Source organism: Priestia sp. FSL H7-0729 (assembly GCF_038005685.1).
Taxonomy (GTDB): domain Bacteria; phylum Bacillota; class Bacilli; order Paenibacillales; family Paenibacillaceae; genus Paenibacillus.
In genome coordinates, this window is record NZ_JBBOTQ010000020.1 from 1 (window position 1) to 17,492 (window position 17,492).

25 protein-coding genes and 1 pseudogene are annotated in these 17,492 nt (G+C 44.5%); 2 read left to right on the plus strand and 24 right to left on the minus strand.

The window, feature by feature from the left end; translation table 11 throughout:
• Window positions 1-485 precede the first annotated feature (485 nt).
• Together MHH93_RS26155 and MHH93_RS26160 are read right to left on the minus strand one after the other, a co-directional pair.
• Window positions 486-716 carry a hypothetical protein gene (locus tag MHH93_RS26155; protein ID WP_017692114.1) on the minus strand — a complete coding sequence of 77 codons (231 nt, stop codon included), beginning with the start codon at window positions 714-716 and terminating at the stop codon, window positions 486-488.
• Window positions 717-871: 155 nt separating this feature from the next.
• The gene (locus MHH93_RS26160) at window positions 872-1,489 is read right to left on the minus strand and encodes a stage II sporulation protein M (protein WP_500056431.1); all 618 of its coding nucleotides are present in this window, start codon (window positions 1,487-1,489) and stop codon (window positions 872-874) included.
• Window positions 1,490-1,611: 122 nt separating this feature from the next.
• Between MHH93_RS26160 and pdaB the strand changes: the two genes are divergently transcribed.
• Window positions 1,612-2,388, plus strand: coding sequence for a polysaccharide deacetylase family sporulation protein PdaB (pdaB, locus tag MHH93_RS26165; RefSeq protein ID WP_500056432.1), 777 nt, complete (start codon window positions 1,612-1,614; stop codon window positions 2,386-2,388).
• A gap of 108 nt (window positions 2,389-2,496) precedes the next feature.
• Here the strand turns inward: pdaB and MHH93_RS26170 are convergent, their stop codons facing one another.
• Window positions 2,497-3,129: a KinB-signaling pathway activation protein gene (locus tag MHH93_RS26170; RefSeq protein ID WP_500056434.1), complete on the minus strand. Its 633-nt coding sequence runs from the start codon at window positions 3,127-3,129 to the stop codon at window positions 2,497-2,499.
• A gap of 125 nt (window positions 3,130-3,254) precedes the next feature.
• Here MHH93_RS26170 and gerD point away from each other — a divergent pair, with 125 nt between their 5' ends.
• Window positions 3,255-4,001, plus strand: coding sequence for a spore germination lipoprotein GerD (gene gerD, locus MHH93_RS26175; protein WP_500056436.1), 747 nt, complete (start codon window positions 3,255-3,257; stop codon window positions 3,999-4,001).
• A gap of 84 nt (window positions 4,002-4,085) precedes the next feature.
• Here the strand turns inward: gerD and salA are convergent, their stop codons facing one another.
• The 21 genes and pseudogenes from salA to rplR all read right to left on the minus strand — a co-directional run bounded on the left by salA (window position 4,086) and on the right by rplR (window position 17,384).
• Complete coding sequence (salA, locus tag MHH93_RS26180; RefSeq protein WP_500056437.1) at window positions 4,086-5,186, minus strand: iron-sulfur carrier protein/transcriptional regulator SalA; 1,101 nt, start codon at window positions 5,184-5,186, stop codon at window positions 4,086-4,088.
• A gap of 79 nt (window positions 5,187-5,265) precedes the next feature.
• Window positions 5,266-6,021, minus strand: a complete 756-nt coding sequence (gene cwlD, locus MHH93_RS26185) for an N-acetylmuramoyl-L-alanine amidase CwlD (RefSeq protein ID WP_278298126.1) — start codon at window positions 6,019-6,021, stop codon at window positions 5,266-5,268.
• Window positions 6,022-6,090: 69 nt separating this feature from the next.
• Window positions 6,091-6,290: pseudogene (locus tag MHH93_RS26190) on the minus strand (hypothetical protein); the annotation flags it as partial.
• Between the two features lie 176 nt (window positions 6,291-6,466).
• The gene (locus MHH93_RS26195; protein ID WP_500056438.1) at window positions 6,467-7,159 is read right to left on the minus strand and encodes a phosphoadenylyl-sulfate reductase; all 693 of its coding nucleotides are present in this window, start codon (window positions 7,157-7,159) and stop codon (window positions 6,467-6,469) included.
• A gap of 785 nt (window positions 7,160-7,944) precedes the next feature.
• Window positions 7,945-8,337, minus strand: a complete 393-nt coding sequence (gene rpsI, locus MHH93_RS26200) for a 30S ribosomal protein S9 (RefSeq protein WP_017692105.1) — start codon at window positions 8,335-8,337, stop codon at window positions 7,945-7,947.
• A gap of 19 nt (window positions 8,338-8,356) precedes the next feature.
• Window positions 8,357-8,794 (minus strand): 50S ribosomal protein L13, encoded by a 438-nt coding sequence (rplM, locus tag MHH93_RS26205; protein WP_024633564.1) that lies wholly within the window; start codon window positions 8,792-8,794, stop codon window positions 8,357-8,359.
• Between the two features lie 203 nt (window positions 8,795-8,997).
• Entirely contained in the window at window positions 8,998-9,771 is a 774-nt protein-coding gene (gene truA, locus MHH93_RS26210) for a tRNA pseudouridine(38-40) synthase TruA (RefSeq protein ID WP_500056439.1), read from the minus strand.
• 159 nt (window positions 9,772-9,930) lie between these two features.
• Complete coding sequence (gene rplQ, locus MHH93_RS26215; protein WP_017692102.1) at window positions 9,931-10,296, minus strand: 50S ribosomal protein L17; 366 nt, start codon at window positions 10,294-10,296, stop codon at window positions 9,931-9,933.
• 34 nt (window positions 10,297-10,330) lie between these two features.
• Window positions 10,331-11,275 carry a DNA-directed RNA polymerase subunit alpha gene (locus tag MHH93_RS26220; RefSeq protein ID WP_017692101.1) on the minus strand — a complete coding sequence of 315 codons (945 nt, stop codon included), beginning with the start codon at window positions 11,273-11,275 and terminating at the stop codon, window positions 10,331-10,333.
• 136 nt (window positions 11,276-11,411) lie between these two features.
• A complete protein-coding gene (rpsK, locus tag MHH93_RS26225; RefSeq protein WP_017692100.1) occupies window positions 11,412-11,807 on the minus strand; it encodes a 30S ribosomal protein S11 in 396 nt (131 codons plus the stop codon).
• A gap of 19 nt (window positions 11,808-11,826) precedes the next feature.
• A complete protein-coding gene (rpsM, locus tag MHH93_RS26230; RefSeq protein WP_062329455.1) occupies window positions 11,827-12,195 on the minus strand; it encodes a 30S ribosomal protein S13 in 369 nt (122 codons plus the stop codon).
• A 20-nt stretch (window positions 12,196-12,215) separates the two neighbouring features.
• Window positions 12,216-12,329, minus strand: a complete 114-nt coding sequence (gene rpmJ, locus MHH93_RS26235) for a 50S ribosomal protein L36 (protein ID WP_003333770.1) — start codon at window positions 12,327-12,329, stop codon at window positions 12,216-12,218.
• Window positions 12,330-12,480: 151 nt separating this feature from the next.
• Entirely contained in the window at window positions 12,481-12,696 is a 216-nt protein-coding gene (infA, locus tag MHH93_RS26240) for a translation initiation factor IF-1 (RefSeq protein WP_017692098.1), read from the minus strand.
• A 3-nt stretch (window positions 12,697-12,699) separates the two neighbouring features.
• Window positions 12,700-13,008 (minus strand): hypothetical protein, encoded by a 309-nt coding sequence (locus tag MHH93_RS26245; RefSeq protein ID WP_500056440.1) that lies wholly within the window; start codon window positions 13,006-13,008, stop codon window positions 12,700-12,702.
• Window positions 13,009-13,018: 10 nt separating this feature from the next.
• Window positions 13,019-13,771 carry a type I methionyl aminopeptidase gene (map, locus tag MHH93_RS26250; protein ID WP_036607191.1) on the minus strand — a complete coding sequence of 251 codons (753 nt, stop codon included), beginning with the start codon at window positions 13,769-13,771 and terminating at the stop codon, window positions 13,019-13,021.
• A 3-nt stretch (window positions 13,772-13,774) separates the two neighbouring features.
• A complete protein-coding gene (locus tag MHH93_RS26255; protein WP_253441165.1) occupies window positions 13,775-14,419 on the minus strand; it encodes an adenylate kinase in 645 nt (214 codons plus the stop codon).
• A gap of 90 nt (window positions 14,420-14,509) precedes the next feature.
• On the minus strand, window positions 14,510-15,808 hold the full coding sequence (secY, locus tag MHH93_RS26260) for a preprotein translocase subunit SecY (protein WP_047841120.1): 1,299 nt from the start codon (window positions 15,806-15,808) through the stop codon (window positions 14,510-14,512).
• Complete coding sequence (gene rplO / locus MHH93_RS26265; protein WP_500056441.1) at window positions 15,808-16,248, minus strand: 50S ribosomal protein L15; 441 nt, start codon at window positions 16,246-16,248, stop codon at window positions 15,808-15,810. Before rplO ends, secY begins: the two co-directional genes overlap by 1 nt.
• A 43-nt stretch (window positions 16,249-16,291) precedes the next feature.
• Window positions 16,292-16,477 (minus strand): 50S ribosomal protein L30, encoded by a 186-nt coding sequence (gene rpmD / locus MHH93_RS26270; RefSeq protein ID WP_017692092.1) that lies wholly within the window; start codon window positions 16,475-16,477, stop codon window positions 16,292-16,294.
• A gap of 13 nt (window positions 16,478-16,490) precedes the next feature.
• Window positions 16,491-16,988, minus strand: coding sequence for a 30S ribosomal protein S5 (rpsE, locus tag MHH93_RS26275; RefSeq protein WP_017692091.1), 498 nt, complete (start codon window positions 16,986-16,988; stop codon window positions 16,491-16,493).
• A gap of 27 nt (window positions 16,989-17,015) precedes the next feature.
• Window positions 17,016-17,384, minus strand: a complete 369-nt coding sequence (gene rplR / locus MHH93_RS26280; protein WP_017692090.1) for a 50S ribosomal protein L18 — start codon at window positions 17,382-17,384, stop codon at window positions 17,016-17,018.
• Window positions 17,385-17,492 lie beyond the last annotated feature (108 nt).

Consider the following 17,492-nt stretch of genomic DNA (forward strand, 5'->3'; position numbering starts at 1 on the left):
CCAATAAAGTATTGAAAAGAGCGATAAGCTCATTTTGAATCTGACGAGATTAAAATCTCTTTTGTGCTCCAGCCGATCCAAGCCAAGGCTTGTTTCAAACTTTCGCGTTCATTCTGCAAGCAGAATGTTTACTCACTCGTTGTTCAGTTTTCAAAGATCAAACATTCAATTTAGTGCTGTTTTTCATGTTGTCGTCGTTTCAGCGGCGACTTTTATAATATATCATGTTGAAGTTCTCTTTGCAAGCATTTTATTTCGATTATTTTCAATCGATTCATTTTCATGCTTGTTTTAGCGAACCGCTCATAAAAAAGGAACGAAAATTAATTTACCATATGAATTTAGAAAGGTCAACCCTTTTTCGACAAAAAGTATGACCCCCATCAACATTTTCACACTTTCATGATTCAGAGGTACAGCCCCCGCTATTAAGAGCCGCACCTCACTTCAACAACTGTGAATCGAATATATGACCAGCTTCAGCATTAAGGCTTCGACTTTTTCAGCTTCCCACCTCTTGCATACTTGGACAACTCTTTTGGCGGGGCAAAGCGTGCATACATACGGAACACAGTCTTATATCGGCTCGCGATAGCATATTTGATCTCTTGGTCAAGACGATTATCACTTAGATCGAAAAGCATCTCATCTAGTTCTTTACGCAGCACATAGTCTAGTTCTTTGCATTCCTTCTCGTTAAACAACATACCCAGCATTAGAGTTCTCCTTTTTGTGCATAGCCTCTTTATCACACACTTACACAAGTTTCATACAGTCCCCGTGCAATCGCTTTTTGTGGGTGCTACTGGAACCTGTTTTATTGTTATGGTCAACTTTCTGAATATTTATGAATGCCAACAATCACAAAATTTTATCCTCTCACCAGAGTATACGTAAGTGTGCTTTCAATGATTGCTGCAACAAGAAGCAAGATAACAACCCAGAAGGAAGCTGTTAACGTCCTGTTCATGAATGCTCTCCACCGGATACCCAACGTATTTCGTTTGTCACTTCCAAGTTGTACAAGACTTTTAATTACCAGACCACCAAACTTCAATCCAAATGCGCAAGCAATAATAATGACGGGAATCTCAATAATGCCATGCGGAAGCAAGCCTTTAACCACAATATCATAGAAGCTCGCTCCATAATTCATGGTGGTGTGCACTACAAACCCAAGAACCATCCCATTGATCAGCAGGAAGATGACTGGCAGAATACCGAAGAATATACCGGCATAGATGACAAGCACACTTTTGATCGCATTATTGAAAAAGATAAACAGGAAGAAATTCCATTGCACATTGCCCCCCTGCTCCAGCCGTTCACTGACTTCACGTAATCCTCCAATTTGATTCAACAACAACTCTTCCAGTGGCCCTGTACTTACCCATCCTGCCCCTATTCCAACGGCAAACAATACCACAGCCCATATTAATGCATTGCGAATGGAACCAAGATCTTTAAGAAATGTACTGAATTTTAACATAATAACCTCCTGTAGAATCTAAAATGATGGACAAACAAGGTGCCGTTAAGAATAACTGGGGAGTACGAGCATACATTGGAGAGTAAACAAGCATTTCTTATGGGAGAGGGGCGCTTATTGAAATGAACTCGTTCTATGTATTTAGCGGCAAAAAGATTAAACGGTACCTGATTGTCCTCGTTGCTGCCATCTTTGCGATCGGTATTATTTATCTGGAGAGAGGCAATGTCTCCGTATTCTCGGAGGAAGCACCATCAGCCGTCTACAGCGTTCCAACAGAGAAGAAGGTAATTGCACTTACCTTTGACATTAGCTGGGGAGATAAACGAACAGAGCCGATTCTGAAAGTTCTTCAAGAGAATAAGGTGCAGAAGGCAACCTTTTTCCTTTCCTCCCCTTGGAGCAAGACACACCCCGAAATTGTTACTGCCATCAAAGAGGCAGGATATGAAATTGGCAGCCATGGTCACAGACATGAGAACTACAGCAGCCTGACCGAGGAAGAAATTCGCAAAGAAATTTCGACAGCTCATAGCATTTTAACCGATTTAACGGGAAAAGAACCGAAATTACTGCGTCTGCCCAACGGGGACTTTGACAAGCGTGTGCTTCAGGTAGCCAATAGTCTGAATTATCAGGTTGTTCAGTGGGATACCGACTCTTTGGATTGGAAAAACCCCGGTGTACAGACCATTGTTGATCGCGTAGTAAGCAAAGCACATCCAGGAGACATCGTACTGCTGCATGCAAGCGATTCTTCTAAACAAACTCATGAGGCACTTCCAGTCATTATCGACAAATTAAAAAATCAGGGCTATGAATTCGTAACCGTATCTGAATTGCTTAACCATTCCAGTGTCGAGGGTAAGGAAGTTCGTGATCAAGCCATCGGTCAGTAATTGGAAAATTGCTCATGGCTACAGCTCCAGTACGAATGTACAGAGTGTAAAAGTTGAAAAGAGCTAACCAGGTTAGCTCTTTTTGGTATGTTTTATACTAAACGAAAGTTATGCTCGACTTTCTTGCAACTGTTCGGCCTCTCCACTTACGCTACGCTTTGTCGATACATCCACCAGCCTATGCAATATCAGCATTTGGTATGCATTACATAAGAGCAAGGGAACCACAATAAATATGGTTGCAGCATTTACATCAATACGTAATACACCGATCGTCTCCACAATGGTGACGGCAATCATGAAAAAGAGTGTAGGTACAAGCGCGGAGATATGCGTCAGCTTTACTTTAACGTAAGCGGTAACAATTGCAGCTGCCAAAATAATGATACCTAACACTATATCCGATATACGCTCCCGGTCTCCCCCAACAAACAGACGTAAAAACATCACGTCAAACAGGGCTAACACCGTTAATACAACTTGCACGATCTGCCAACCGCGCTTTGGGAATACACCTTTACCCATGTAATTCAATATCAGATATGCAAAGAAACCCATTTGTGAATACACGCTGATCATAACCCCTGATCCAAATAGGATCAAAAGATAAAGAAGAAAATCATTCAATCCATTTGTTTTCTCCCCGTTCACCAGCATCATAATCAATCCTGTACCTAATGCTCCCGCGGCCCCAATAAGCAAGGCTGTCCAAAACAGGAAAAACCATTTACGTAAATTCAAATGTTTTCCACCCCCGAGTGTTTATTTTACCAACCTTCTCAGCAAAAAACCATCATTGCTCAACATATTTCGCCCTTTCCCATCACATACTACATCCAGTATCTAATCAAGGAGGGATTGTAAACATGAAACGGCCTTTGTGGCAGCTATGCTGTGTCGTACTGGGGCTATCCGTCATGCTTGCCGGCTGCGGTTCAGATCAGAGTTCTTCGCCTCCTCAGGGCAGTTATAAAGAGATGAAAACAATGGTTGTAGATATTTTGAAAAGTGATGAAGGCAAGAAAGCAGTGGAAGAAGCTCTTACAGGTCAAAGCTCATCCAGCGGAAGCAGCGGTTCAGAAGAAGGTGGCGGTTCGGGTGGTGCTTCGGGATCCATTGGTATGAAAATGTTAATGCCTGTGCAATCTTCGGAACAAATACGTATTGCAGTAAAAGATACCATTACAGCTCCTGAATATAAGAAGGAATTCGAAAAAATCATGACCGATCCGCAGTTTGCAGGTGAATTTGCCAAAGTGATTAACGCACAAAGTAAACAACTTCATATGCAACTGATTAAAGATCCCACCTATCAAAAGTCTGTTGAAGCCATCATGAAGTCACCTGAAGTATCCAAGATGTTCATGGATATGACGAAGACTCCGGATTATCGTAAACAGACGATGACTGTCATGCAGGAAGTGATGCAAAACCCATTGTTCCGCATGGAAGTACTCACTTTGCTCAAGAAGGTAGTTCAGGACGAGTTGCAACCCAAAGTAGAAAGTGGGGGTAAACAAGAGCAAGAGCAAGGCGGACAGCAAGACGGCCAAGGTGGTAGTGATGGCGGAGATGGTGGAAGCAGTGGAGATTCGGGCGACGGCGGATCTTAAAGAAGGTGTTAATAGGCACCACACATACTGAAAAGCCTGCATCCAAGTGGACGCAGGCTTTACTTGTAGATAACACTTATAACATTAGAATTTGGATTCAATGGACCGGGCCACTTCATCATAGATAGCCCCGATACGTGAATCTGCTTTGTAGACAGAAGGTGAGAAATCTGGCTCGGAAGGATGATTATCCGGCGTGCCTAATGGAATCTGGGCAAGCAAGCTTGTATGCAGACTTTCCGCAAGTCTTCCCCCGCCTCCACGACCAAAGACATAATCCTTCTCACCGCAACTGCCACACTCATAATAAGCCATGTTCTCAACCACACCAAGTAACTCATGATCAGTCTGAATAGCCATTGCACCCGCACGTGCTGCAACAAAAGCTGCTGTTGCATGCGGCGTAGTAACGATAATTTCCTTGCTCTGTGGCAACATCTGATGCACATCCAAAGCGACATCTCCCGTACCTGGTGGCAAATCCAATAACACATAATCCAACTCGCCCCACTGGACATCCGTAAAGAATTGACGCAGCATCCGACCGAGCATGGGTCCTCGCCAGATCACTGGATTGTTTTCCCGAATGAAGAAGCCCATCGACATGACTTTGACTCCGAAACGTTCAACCGGTTGGATAACACCATCTTCAACAACCGGATATTCTTCAATCCCCATCATATCAGGTACGCTGAAGCCATAGATATCCGCATCAATTAAGCCCACTTTTTTGCCTTGACGTGCCAAGGCTGCAGCGAGATTAACGGTTACCGTTGATTTACCAACGCCACCTTTACCGCTGGCCACTGCAATAAAACGAACACCTGATTCGGGACTTAACAGCTTATGTCCATCCAGGCCCGCTGCGTGTCCTTTTACGAGCACTTCGTCCCGATCCGGCTCTTCATCGGGTTGTCCCATATTCAGGCTCTCACGATCATGCTCAGAAGCTGCACGCACACGAATATGTACATCCTTAAGTCCGTGCTGGGACAACAGATTACGCGCTGCATCACTCAAGGCTGTTGTATTCTCAGATCGGTTTTCCAGTGTCACTATGGTCAGAGCCACATGATTTTCTTTCACCATAATATCTCGAACCCATTCAAGTTCGGTCAGACCTACTCCCAATTGTGGTTCTTGTAATGGCCGTAATAGTTCAAGTACCTGTTCTCTTGATAACATCAGACAGCACCTCAGCTTTATCTATTGGCATGTAATTAGGTATGCTGATCCAATTATATCATTACCTTTCTTATTCTGACTAACTTTTAGGCCGTTCTCCTGAGGAATATCTGAGAATCCCATTATAGATCGAAGCAGCTACCTTACGTTGATACGCTTCGTCAGCAAGCATACGTGCCTCTTCCGGATGAGAAAGGAAACCCACTTCTACCAGCGCTGAGGGGATCTTCAGAGCCTGTAACAGATAAACCGTATTCACCGTTTTGGCGATTCGATCTGTATTCTCCAGATTACGAACCATCTCTTGTTGAAGCAGATTAGCCAAACCTTCGTTATCCGGATGGTTAGGTGTATAGAAAACCTGCGCTCCACTCCATCGGTTGGATGGAACACTGTTCATGTGAATGCTGATAAAGAGATCTGCTTGTTTATCCTCTATGCGACGTACTCTTTGTTTCAGATCTTCCGTCTTGCGTTTGGAATATCCCTTGGTGTCCGATTCTGCCAAATCGGTGTCTATCTCTCGTGTCATAACCACTAGGGCCCCTGCCTGTTGCAAATAATCTCTCACATACAAGGCGATAGACAGGTTGATATCTTTTTCAATAACTCCCTGCTTACTTACGGCACCTCCATCTGGACCTCCGTGTCCTGCATCAATGGCAATGACTTTACCCGCCATCGGCAAACTCCAATAACCTGATGTCTTTGCGGAAGGCAGTTCATAGGACATTACCGCCACTAACATGGCCAACAGACAGAGGCTCAGCATGACCCTTTTGATTGTTTTTAACCTAATCCAGACTACAAAGTGCTTCCCCATATTTTTACGCATAAAAAAACCACCTCGTCCCTATAAATGACTCTAATCATCTATATGGGACAAGATGGACAAATATAACCGTTAGGACCGGACTTGCTCTGCCATTCCTTCAATCAGTACCTCAGCTACCTCAGGACGTGTAAATTCAGGTGGAAGGCACTGTCCGTCACGGAGCAACCCGTGTACTTTGGTGCCGGAAAGCGCCATATGCGAACCATCGCATGGAAAATAGCTTCTCGTGGGCCTGCATACCGCATAGCAGCAGGGAACACGCCAAAGAACGCACCAAAACCTCAACACCAATCAGATCCAAATCGGATATCGTCCAGTTCTTAATACGAAAAAGGATAAGTTCTTAATGTCTTACAACAATTGCTCCCTCCTTGTACGGTACGTTGAACCAGCGTACCTCCATGAGGCAGAATCGATGTCATCTTGACAGCTCCTTGTATATCTATTATTTATGAAGTCCACATTCCGTTTTATCATTACCAGACCAGCGTCCAGCACGAGGGTCTTCACCAGGCATAACCTGACGTGTACAATGCTCACAACCAATACTCGGGTAGTTCTGGTCATGAAGAGGGTTATATACAACGTTATTGTCGCGGATATATTGCCATACATCCTCCGTCGTCCAGTGTGCAATTGGATTAAATTTCATCAGGCCAAATTTAGAATCATATTCAACCTTCTTGGAGTTAGCACGAGTTGGTGCTTGATCTCTACGAATACCTGTAATCCATGCATCATATTGAGAAAGAATACGTGTTAACGGTTCAACTTTACGAATGTTACAGCACCCATTGGGATCAGACTTCCACAACTCTTCACCGTGTTGAGCTGCCTGCTCTTCCGGAGTAATCTTAGGTGAAACGCGCACAAATTCGAGATTGTAGTTCTCCTGCATCTTGTCACGTGTTTCGTATGTTTCTTTGAAGTGAAAATCAGTATCCAGATAAAAAATATCTGTCGATGGGCTGATCTTCTGCAACATATCTACAAGTACAACATCTTCTGCTCCAAAGCTACAAGCAAAAGTAATATTAGGAAATGTTTCAATTGCATACCGAATAATATTCTCTGGACTGGCATGTTCCAGTTCCTCTGCCTTCGTCCGTGCCAATTCTTCTTTCTCCAACAAGTTCATCTGTGATTTTCCCCCATTCTGCATTTCAATGAAACTCAAAGCCGACTAATCTAATATGAATTATGTTAAGTATAAATCTTTCATTGCGGCTGTCAATGCCTGACATATGGTAAAATAAATCCGTTTTTACTTATTGTTGATCATTGCTCGCACACAATATTTTGGTCTAATTTATCCCTCTCTCTCTAAATGAGATAAAAACAATGATGTTGATCCAGATCATTAGGCAATTAAAAATACATCTCTTAGCCTTGAAAACCATGGCTGTTGCTGGGTTTGGACAGTTCATGGCGATAATAACTGCATCAACAAATCACTGATCGATTGAAAGTGAAGGAAGAACTGAAGAAGTTTTATGAGAGTAGGGTTGCGACAATCAGCCAAAGATATGTAAGATACTTTTATCAATTCCATAAGAAATACTGATAAGGTTGGCAGCTAAGAAAAAATTGCTAATACAATAAGTCGAGTGCATTTAAAAATCCAGCTTGAGCTATAATAGATGATTTTGTAGGGAAGTATTATGGAACGCATGGTGAGCGATGGATAAGGGCAAATCAATGATCTAAACGAATAGAGAGGTTAAATGAGATGCATTAACGCTTATAATATAGCACTGTACTGAATTACATCATAAGAAAATATAGGTGCACTGAAGGGGTAATGTACAAGCATGAGAAGAGACATGAGGAATATGGAAGCTCTTGCACACAGATCTAAAGTCTCAGACTGAATAGTCATGTATATATAAAAAAGCCTTTGACCGAGGCCAAAGGCTTTTAATATTAACGTTTGGAGAACTGAGGTGCGCGACGAGCCGCTTTAAGACCGTATTTCTTACGCTCTTTCATACGTGGGTCACGAGTCAGGAATCCTGCTTTTTTCAGGGATGCACGGTATTCCGGATCTGCTTTAAGCAGAGCGCGGGAGATACCATGACGGATTGCGCCGGCTTGACCGGAGATTCCGCCACCATGAGCAATAACAAGAACGTCATAGTTGTTCAGCGTTTCTGTCAAGTTCAGTGGTTGTTTTACGATCAGTTTGAGTGTTTCCAAACCGAAGTATTCATTAATATCACGTTTATTGATGACAATGCGTCCTTCACCCGGTACAAGGCGAACACGTGCTACCGAATGTTTACGACGACCTGTCCCATAGTATTGTACTTGTGCCATGAAACTGTCCTCCTTTTAATTAACCGCGAAGTTCGTAAACTTCTGGTTTTTGTGCTGCATGTGGATGCTCAGTGCCTCTGTACGCTTTAAGTCTCAACTTCATTTTCTCGCCCATGCGAGTTTTTGGAAGCATACCGCGAACAGCCAATTCCAACATACGCTCAGGTTTGTTTTTAACCATCTCTTCAGCTGTAGTTACTTTCAAACCACCTGGGTGCATGGAGTGACGGTAGTATTTTTTACCTTGCATTTTCTTACCAGTCAATACGATTTTCTCAGCATTGATGATAACAACGAAATCGCCAGTGTCCACATGTGGAGTGAATTGTGGCTTGTGTTTGCCGCGAATCAAAGCAGCTGCTTCGCTCGCCAAACGTCCGAGGGTTTTGCCTTCAGCATCAATGATGTGCCATTGGCGCTCAACTTCGTTAGGCTTCGCCATGTACGTAGTACGCATGAAAAGTTCCTCCTTAAAATGTTCAAAATCATCATTTTCATTTATCTTCGTTCGTTAAGTTATAACTTTAGGTGTTGATGGATTGTAAATTTGATGTGAACCTCTTAATTGGGGCTGTGGGAAAGCCATTAAGAAAACACAACTTTTATATTACATGATAGGCGATTAAATCGCAAGTGTTAATTAAGCTTCACTCACCATATTTAATCTTTTTTGTATTCAAGATCCCAGAGCATTAAACCACAGCTAACTGCAGTAGGTCCTGCAGCAGATCGATTACATGCAGCAATCATATTCGGTACATCAGAGGCTTTCCGTTTGCCCTCTCCGATCTCCAGCAGTGTTCCTACAATAATACGAACCATATGCTGCAAAAAGCCGTTACCACTCACATAAATGTGAATGACACCCTGATCACGCGGATGGTCCCTGCACATTGATCGGTCCACTTCAACCCATGCTTCGTATACCGAACGGACATGATTTTCTTTCTGAGACTTGCGTGAAGCAAAAGAAGTAAAATCATACGTCCCTATGAAATGTCGTAAGCCCTCCTGCATTGCCATAATATCAAGCTTCGCATGATGATGATACTGCAGCCTTCTGTTGAATACATCCGGAAATTGATTCGCATTGACTGTATAACGATACGTTTTCTTTTTCGCTGCATAGCGAGAATGAAAATCAGCCGAAACTTCAATCGCATCAATAACGATAATATCAGAGGGTAATCTCGAGTTGAGTGCAATACACCAACGTTCAATCGGGATCTGGGACTCCGTAGGAAAATTGAAGATCTGTCTGCGAGCGTGAACGCCTGCATCTGTTCGGCCTGAACCTGTAATCTTAACAGACTCACCGGTCAAAGCACGAATTGCATCTTCAAGATGGTCCTGAATGGTATTCCCACCAGGTTGTACTTGGAAGCCGTAATAGGCAGTGCCATCATAAGTTAACGTCATACATAAGTTCCGCATTATTACCACACCTTTGTTCCATACTATACATATCCCTATCCCGAACAGCAAAAGAAGCCCCTTACGGAGCTTCTATTACAGCACGAATTCCGAAATGAAGAGAAAAAAAGGGTTAATCCAGAATCGCTGATTCTGTCCCCTTTCCTCATCTCATCTGTTTTACGCGCGGTCTACCAGTTCCAAGTAAACCATTGGAGCTGCGTCACCACGACGAGGTCCCAGTTTCAAGATACGAGTGTATCCACCTGGACGCTCAGCGTAACGACCGGACAATTCGCTAAACAGTTTTTGGATTGCATCTTGCTCACCATCGATAGTTTCGCGGCGAACATAAGCTGCCACTTGGCGACGGGCATGAAGATCTCCCTTTTTCGCTTTAGTGATCAGTTTTTCAGCAATAGAGCGAACCTCTTTTGCTTTCGCTTCAGTTGTCTGAATGCGTTCGTATAAGAACAGGTCGGTTACCAGGTCACGGAACAAAGCTTTACGTGCGCTGGAATTACGGCCCAACTTTTGGTATGCCATTGTTTTCCCTCCTTCACTTCAAGCACTCGGCTGTCTATTCTTCTGTACGGAGTCCCAAACCAAGTTCCTCAAGCTTCTCTTGAACTTCTTCCAAAGACTTGCGTCCGAGGTTACGGACTTTCATCATGTCTTCTTCCGTTTTCGTAGTCAGCTCTTGCACGGTATTAATACCGGCACGTTTGAGGCAGTTGTAGGAACGAACAGAGAGATCCAGCTCTTCGATCGTCATTTCGAGTACTTTTTCTTTTTTGTCTTCTTCTTTTTCGACCATGATCTCTGCATCTTTCGCTTCGTCTGTAAGACCCACGAAGAGCATCAGATGCTCAGTCAAAATTTTAGCGCCGAGGCTTACAGCCTCTTCAGGACGAATACTTCCATCAGTCCAAACTTCCAACGTGAGCTTGTCATAGTTGGTCACTTGACCGACACGCGTATTTTCCACAGCGTAGTTAACGCGACTGATCGGGGTGAAGATGGAATCGACTGGGATGACGCCGATCGGCTGGTCATCGCGTTTATTCCGATCTGCCTGGACGTAGCCGCGACCGCGATTGGCAAAAATACGCATGTGAAGTCTCGAACCTGGTCCGAGCGTAGCAATGTGAAGATCCGGGTTAAGGATTTCCACATCGGAGTCAGCACGGATATCTCCAGCCGTAATTGCTCCTTCGCCTTCAGCATCAATCTCGAGCACTTTCTCCTCATCCGAATGAATCTTAAGCGACAAAGCTTTCAGGTTAAGAATAACCTCCGTAACATCTTCCATTACGCCAGGAACTGTAGCAAATTCATGCAGAACGCCATCGATTTGAACCGAAGACACTGCCGCACCCGGCAGTGACGAGAGCAAGATTCGGCGAAGCGAGTTTCCAAGCGTCGTACCGTATCCGCGCTCAAGCGGTTCTACTACGAATTTCCCATAGGTGCCATCATCGTTGACGTCTACCGTCTCAATTTTCGGCTTTTCGATTTCAATCACTGCAATACCCCTCCTTCAAAACGTCGGTCCTCTATGAAACATTTACCTTCTCTTGCGAAAACATGTAGTAGTATGCCTAAACAACCATTATTAGCAGATTGTGCCGGAAATATACCACACGCAGGGGCAAATCTCATTAGACACGACGACGTTTTGGAGGACGGCATCCGTTATGCGGGACTGGAGTTACGTCTTTGATCAGGTTAACTTCAAGACCAGCAGCTTGCAAAGAGCGGATCGCTGCTTCACGGCCTGCGCCTGGTCCTTTAACCATAACCTCAACGGCTTTCATCCCATGTTCCATTGCAGCTTTGGCAGCAGTCTCAGCAGCCATTTGTGCAGCAAACGGAGTCGATTTACGGGAACCTCTGAATCCGAGGCCGCCTGAGCTTGCCCACGAAATTGCATTTCCGTGAGGATCCGTAATAGTAACGATAGTGTTATTGAAAGTGGAACGGATATGCGCCACGCCAGATTCAATATTCTTACGGTCACGACGTTTAGTACGTACGACTTTTTTCGGTTTAGCCATTTTCTCTTATCCCCCCTTATTATTTCTTCTTGTTCGCTACTGTACGACGAGGACCTTTACGAGTACGAGCATTCGTTTTCGTACGTTGTCCACGAACAGGCAGACCACGACGATGACGAACTCCACGGTAACAACCGATCTCCGTCAAACGTTTAATATTCAAAGAGATTTCTCGACGCAGGTCACCTTCTACTTTGACCTCTTTATCGATACTTTCACGCAATTTGCTGACTTCATCTTCCGTCAAATCACGAACACGAGTGTCCGGATTGATGCCTGTTGTGCTCAGAATTTTCTGGGAAGTCGTTTTACCGATTCCGAAAATATAAGTCAAGGCGATCTCAACGCGCTTATCACGTGGCAAATCCACACCAGCTATACGTGCCATTTTACGCTACACCCCCTTCTTTAACCTTGTTTTTGTTTGTGTTTCGGATTTTCACAGATAACCATAACATTCCCTTTGCGGCGAATGACTTTGCATTTTTCGCAAATCGGCTTGACCGAAGGTCTTACCTTCATGTGAATTACCTCCTCAAAGTTTTGCTTAGCAAAACCCTCTTCGTAAGCATTGACCTTGTTCTACGATTGTAAAACCGGCTTCGAAGCTTTCGCAAGTTTTGCCGGGCAAAACCCGCTCATAAGCTTCACAGTTCATTGCAACTGTCTACTACTATTTACGGTAAGTTATACGACCTTTTGTTAAATCATAAGGCGACAACTGAACAACTACTTTGTCTCCAGTCAGGATACGGATAAAGTGCATCCGTAGTTTTCCGGAAACGTGAGCGAGAATTTGATGACCGTTCTCAAGCTCAACCTTGAATGTTGCATTCGGCAGCGGTTCAAGAACCGTACCTTCCACTTCAATGACATCTTCCTTGGCCATTAGTCAGTCTCCTTTCTCTTCAGTTTGAATGTTGGTGGATTCCAGAAATGAATGAACCGCGTAACGGAGCTTTCCATTTGTCACCCGACCACTCTCGTTTAAACTGTTTACAACCTCGCTGCTAATCATGGGCTGGAGTTCAAGATGAAGAAGATTCTTCTTCTTGGGTTGATCAAACTTACGTTTGTCTCCATCCGCAATATATACGAACTTACTGTCCGCTATAGCAACAATTACTGCGGCTTGGTCCGCATTGCGGCCTTTACGGATCTTCACAAGTTGACCGAGCTGCGGATTAGACTGATTGTTCATGCCTTATCACCTACGCATTCAGTTTCGTGAAAATTTCCATACCATCAGGTGTAACTGCTACGGTGTGTTCAAAGTGGGCACATAACTTTCCATCAACCGTGACGACAGTCCAGTTATCTTCCAACGTTTTCACATACCGTCTACCTACGTTAACCATCGGCTCTATGGCCAGCACCATGCCCGCTTTAAGCCGTGGTCCCCGATCGGGAAGACCATAGTTCGGAATCTGTGGTTCTTCGTGCAGATCTGCGCCTATGCCGTGACCGACATATTCACGAACTACGGAGAACCCTTCATCTTCAATATATTTCTGAATCGCATGAGATATTGTAAACAAGCGAACGTCCGGTTTTACCAGCGCCAGACCTGCGTATAACGAAGCCTCGGTAACGTCCAGAAGACGACGGGCTTCTTCGGAAATACGGCCGACTGGATAAGTCCAGGCGGAATCTCCATGATACCCCTGGTACTGCGCGCCAATGTCAAACGTAACGATATCGCCCTCGTTCAACTTGCGTTTGCCGGGAAATCCATGTACCAATTCTTCATTTACTGAAGCGCACACACTGGCAGGGAAACCGTTATAACCTTTGAAAGACGGCACAGCCCCTTGACTGCGGATATATTGATCAGCCATATGGTCAAGTTCTCCAGTCGTAATACCGGGAGCGATATGCTCTGCCAAGAGACGATGCGTTTCCGCAACAATTCTCCCTGCTTCCCTCATCAAGCCCAGTTCCGTTTCGGACTTACCAATGATCATCAATTAACCTCTCAGTAAGGACACGATTTCTTGAGAAACTTGATCGATATCCTGTTCTCCGTTCATTTGACGAAGAAGACCTTTAGTCTCATAGAACGTGAGGAGTGGTGCTGTTTTGTTGATATACTCGTCCAGTCGCGTACCTACACTCTCTTCATTATCATCAGAGCGTTGATACAACTCACCGGCGCATTTATCACAAATACCTTCCTGCTTAGGCGGATTGAATACCACATGATAAGTGGAACCACAGTTTTTACAAATTCGACGACCCGTCAAACGAGCGAGCAATTTGTTGCGATCCACTTTCAGGTTGATTACATGATCGAGACCTGAGTTCAATCGATCCAGAATGCCATCGAGCGCTTCTGCTTGTGAAAGGGTTCTTGGAAATCCATCCAAGAGGAAACCTTCTCTGCAATCCGGCTGCTGCAAACGTTCTTCAACGATGCCAATGGTAACATCATCTGGTACAAGCAATCCTTGATCCATATATTCCTTGGCTTTCAGGCCAATGGGAGTTCCCTGTTTGATCGCGAGACGAAATGCATCGCCTGTTGAAATATGGGGAATACCGAACTCTTTCACGATGACGTCTGCTTGCGTTCCTTTTCCTGCCCCCGGAGGGCCCATGAATAGGATGTTCACGTTATGTCACTCCCTCCAAGACTACCCTACATCAACAAACAGCACAATAGGTGCCGGCAAGTAAATCTTCACTCGACCGGTACCTATTGCCTATTTATTGATAAAACCTTTGTAGTGGCGTTTGATCAATTGGCTTTCGATTTGCTTCATCGTATCCAGCGCAACACCGATAACGATCAGGAGGGATGTTCCTCCAATTTGCGCAGATTGAGGCAAACCAGAAAGTGCCCCTAAGAATACAGGCAGAACGGAAATGACTGCCAAGAAGATGGCTCCGGCCATTGTCAAACGAGTCATGACACGGGTCAGATATTTCTCGGTTGCTTTACCCGGGCGAATGCCTGGGATGTAACCGCCGTTCTTTTTCATATTGTCAGCCATCTGCTGTGGATTCATCTGTACGAAAGTATAGAAGAATGTGAAACCGAAGATCATCACGACATACAGTAACATACCCAGAGGTTTGTGTGTAGTCAGGTTTTGTCCGATCCACTGTGCCCAGAGGCGATCTGCCCAGAAGTTGGCGATGATCGTTGGGAACATCAACAGCGATGAAGCAAAGATGACAGGGATAACACCTGCTGCATTAATTTTCAGCGGGATATGTGTATTCTGTCCACCGTACATTTTGTTACCTACGACACGTTTAGCGTACTGCACAGGAATTTTCCGAATCGCCTGCTGAATGTAAATGACCCCTATGATGATCAACACAATTACAATTGCGATGATTACACCTTTAAGAATATTCATAAACAGTTGGTCAGGTTGGATGAAGTCAGATTCGATCGTTTGTTTGATAATATTAGGCACCGTAGATAGGATACCCGCAAAGATCAAGATCGAAATCCCGTTTCCTATGCCCTTCTCGGTGATTTGCTCACCAAGCCACATCAGGAATGAAGTACCGGCCGTAAGTACAATCGCAATCAAGATATAATCTGCAAATGTAGCGTTAGGCACCATCTCTGTATTATACAAGCGGTTGAATCCGATCGACGTACCAAACGCTTGAATCAATGCCAGCCCGATGGTTAAATAACGGGTTAACTGTGCAGATTTCTTCTTACCTTGTTCACCTTGCTTTGCCCACTCCGCTAATTTAGGAATAACGTCCATGGAAAGCAACTGTACTATGATAGACGCAGTGATGTAAGGCACGATCCCGAGCGCAAATATCGAGAACTGGAAGAGCGCTCCACCCGAGAACGTATTGAGAAGTCCAAAAACTTCTTTACCCGCAGAATTTGTCGCTTCGAACACATCTTTGTTAACTCCCGGCACGGGGACAAAGGAGCCGATGCGGTAAATGATCAGTACAAAAAGGGTAAATAATACCCTTTTGCGCAGATCTTCAACCCGCCAGATATTCTTTAGGGTCTTGAACATTAAATCACCTCAGTTGTACCGCCAGCAGCTTCAATTTTCTCAATAGCAGATTGAGAAAACTTGTTAGCTTTAACAGTCAGCTTCACAGTGACATCACCGTTACCCAGGATTTTGATTCCGGATTTAGCGTTTTTAACTACGCCAGTCGTCATCAAGAATTCTGGAGTTACTTCAGTACCCGCTGCAAAACTGTTCAGGTCTTCAGTATTCACAACTGCATATTCTTTGCGAGTTGGGTTTACAAAACCACGTTTTGGCAAGCGACGATACAATGGATTTTGTCCACCTTCGAAGCCTGGACGAACTCCACCGCCAGAACGAGAATTTTGTCCTTTGTGACCGCGACCTGATGTTTTACCTGTACCACTACTTGGACCGCGACCAACACGTTTACGTTCTTTGCGGGATCCAGGAGATGGTGAAAGCTCATGTAACTTCATCGTTCGTTGCACCTCCTTAAAGATTTGTGGGATTAACCCGTTTTTAAGCTTCTACTTCTTTAACAGCAACCAAGTGGCTTACTTTGTTAATCATACCACGGATGGCAGGATTATCGTTTTGAACCACTTTGCTATTGATTTTGCGCAAACCCAATGTTTTCACAGTTGTTCTTTGCGTCTCCGGACGTCCGATCAAACTGCGGACGAGGGTAATTTCTAATTTAGCCATGAGAATTCCCTCCTTAACCCAGAAGCTCTTCGACGGATTTTCCGCGCAGTTTAGCCACGTCTTCAGCACGCTTCAAACGGGACAAACCTTCCAAAGTCGCATTGACCATGTTCATGGAATTCGAAGAACCCAGAGATTTTGTCAAAATGTCACCTACACCAGCAAGTTCGAGAACCGCACGTACAGGACCACCAGCGATAACACCAGTACCTTCAGATGCTGGTTTCAACAGCACGCGTCCTGCGCCGAACTTACCTGTTACCAAGTGAGGAATCGATGTTCCTACGAGTGGAACGTGTACAAGGTTTTTCTTAGCGTCTTCAATACCTTTGCGAATTGCATCAGGTACTTCGCCCGCTTTACCGATACCAGCTCCAACCCAGCCGTTGCCGTCGCCGACTACAACCAGTGCGCTAAAGCTGAAACGGCGTCCGCCTTTTACTACTTTAGCTACGCGATTAATATTTACAACTCTTTCAGTCAGTTCCAAAGTATTCGGATCTACACGCAAGTCGTTAACCTCCTTTTGAAAAATATCTTAAAACTCAAGTCCTGCTTCACGAGCCGCTTCAGCCAAAGCTGCGATACGACCATGGTACAGATATCCGCTACGGTCAAATACGATGTTGGAAACACCTTTGTCTTTCGCACGTTTAGCAACGAGTTCGCCAACTTTACGAGCTGATTCAACAGATGCACCATTTTTGATGTCAGTGCTCAATTCTTTGTCTACGGTAGACGCGGAAGCGATTGTTACACCAGCAACATCATCGATGATTTGAGCATACATATGTTTACCAGAACGGAATACGTTCAAACGAGGACGTGCTGCCGTTCCTTGGATTTTCTTACGAACACGAAGGTGTCTTTTCAGACGAGCCTTATTTTTATCTGGTTTCGTAATCATCTCAAAGATTCACTCCTTTCAGGTTACCTCGCTGGCTTCAAAGCAGAAGCCACGGGGTATATTAGAAACACACGAAGCAAGCAAGCCGAAAGCCGCGCAAAGGCGGTA

What these genes read in the sequence shown, in the direction of transcription:
- MHH93_RS26155 (WP_017692114.1), bottom strand. Translation starts at nt 716, where the DNA reads ATGCTGGGTATGTTGTTTAACGAGAAGGAATGCAAAGAACTAGACTAT.
- MHH93_RS26160 (WP_500056431.1), bottom strand. Translation starts at nt 1,489, where the DNA reads ATGTTAAAATTCAGTACATTTCTTAAAGATCTTGGTTCCATTCGCAAT.
- pdaB (WP_500056432.1), top strand. Translation starts at nt 1,612, where the DNA reads ATGAACTCGTTCTATGTATTTAGCGGCAAAAAGATTAAACGGTACCTG.
- gerD (WP_500056436.1), top strand. Translation starts at nt 3,255, where the DNA reads ATGAAACGGCCTTTGTGGCAGCTATGCTGTGTCGTACTGGGGCTATCC.
- salA (WP_500056437.1), bottom strand. Translation starts at nt 5,186, where the DNA reads ATGTTATCAAGAGAACAGGTACTTGAACTATTACGGCCATTACAAGAA.
- cwlD (WP_278298126.1), bottom strand. Translation starts at nt 6,021, where the DNA reads ATGCGTAAAAATATGGGGAAGCACTTTGTAGTCTGGATTAGGTTAAAA.
- MHH93_RS26195 (WP_500056438.1), bottom strand. Translation starts at nt 7,159, where the DNA reads ATGAACTTGTTGGAGAAAGAAGAATTGGCACGGACGAAGGCAGAGGAA.
- rpsI (WP_017692105.1), bottom strand. Translation starts at nt 8,337, where the DNA reads ATGGCACAAGTACAATACTATGGGACAGGTCGTCGTAAACATTCGGTA.
- rplM (WP_024633564.1), bottom strand. Translation starts at nt 8,794, where the DNA reads ATGCGTACTACGTACATGGCGAAGCCTAACGAAGTTGAGCGCCAATGG.
- truA (WP_500056439.1), bottom strand. Translation starts at nt 9,771, where the DNA reads ATGCGGAACTTATGTATGACGTTAACTTATGATGGCACTGCCTATTAC.
- rplQ (WP_017692102.1), bottom strand. Translation starts at nt 10,296, where the DNA reads ATGGCATACCAAAAGTTGGGCCGTAATTCCAGCGCACGTAAAGCTTTG.
- rpsK (WP_017692100.1), bottom strand. Translation starts at nt 11,807, where the DNA reads ATGGCTAAACCGAAAAAAGTCGTACGTACTAAACGTCGTGACCGTAAG.
- rpsM (WP_062329455.1), bottom strand. Translation starts at nt 12,195, where the DNA reads ATGGCACGTATAGCTGGTGTGGATTTGCCACGTGATAAGCGCGTTGAG.
- rpmJ (WP_003333770.1), bottom strand. Translation starts at nt 12,329, where the DNA reads ATGAAGGTAAGACCTTCGGTCAAGCCGATTTGCGAAAAATGCAAAGTC.
- infA (WP_017692098.1), bottom strand. Translation starts at nt 12,696, where the DNA reads ATGGCCAAGGAAGATGTCATTGAAGTGGAAGGTACGGTTCTTGAACCG.
- MHH93_RS26245 (WP_500056440.1), bottom strand. Translation starts at nt 13,008, where the DNA reads ATGAACAATCAGTCTAATCCGCAGCTCGGTCAACTTGTGAAGATCCGT.
- map (WP_036607191.1), bottom strand. Translation starts at nt 13,771, where the DNA reads ATGATCATTGGTAAGTCCGAAACGGAACTGGGCTTGATGAGGGAAGCA.
- secY (WP_047841120.1), bottom strand. Translation starts at nt 15,808, where the DNA reads ATGTTCAAGACCCTAAAGAATATCTGGCGGGTTGAAGATCTGCGCAAA.
- rplO (WP_500056441.1), bottom strand. Translation starts at nt 16,248, where the DNA reads ATGAAGTTACATGAGCTTTCACCATCTCCTGGATCCCGCAAAGAACGT.
- rpmD (WP_017692092.1), bottom strand. Translation starts at nt 16,477, where the DNA reads ATGGCTAAATTAGAAATTACCCTCGTCCGCAGTTTGATCGGACGTCCG.
- rplR (WP_017692090.1), bottom strand. Translation starts at nt 17,384, where the DNA reads ATGATTACGAAACCAGATAAAAATAAGGCTCGTCTGAAAAGACACCTT.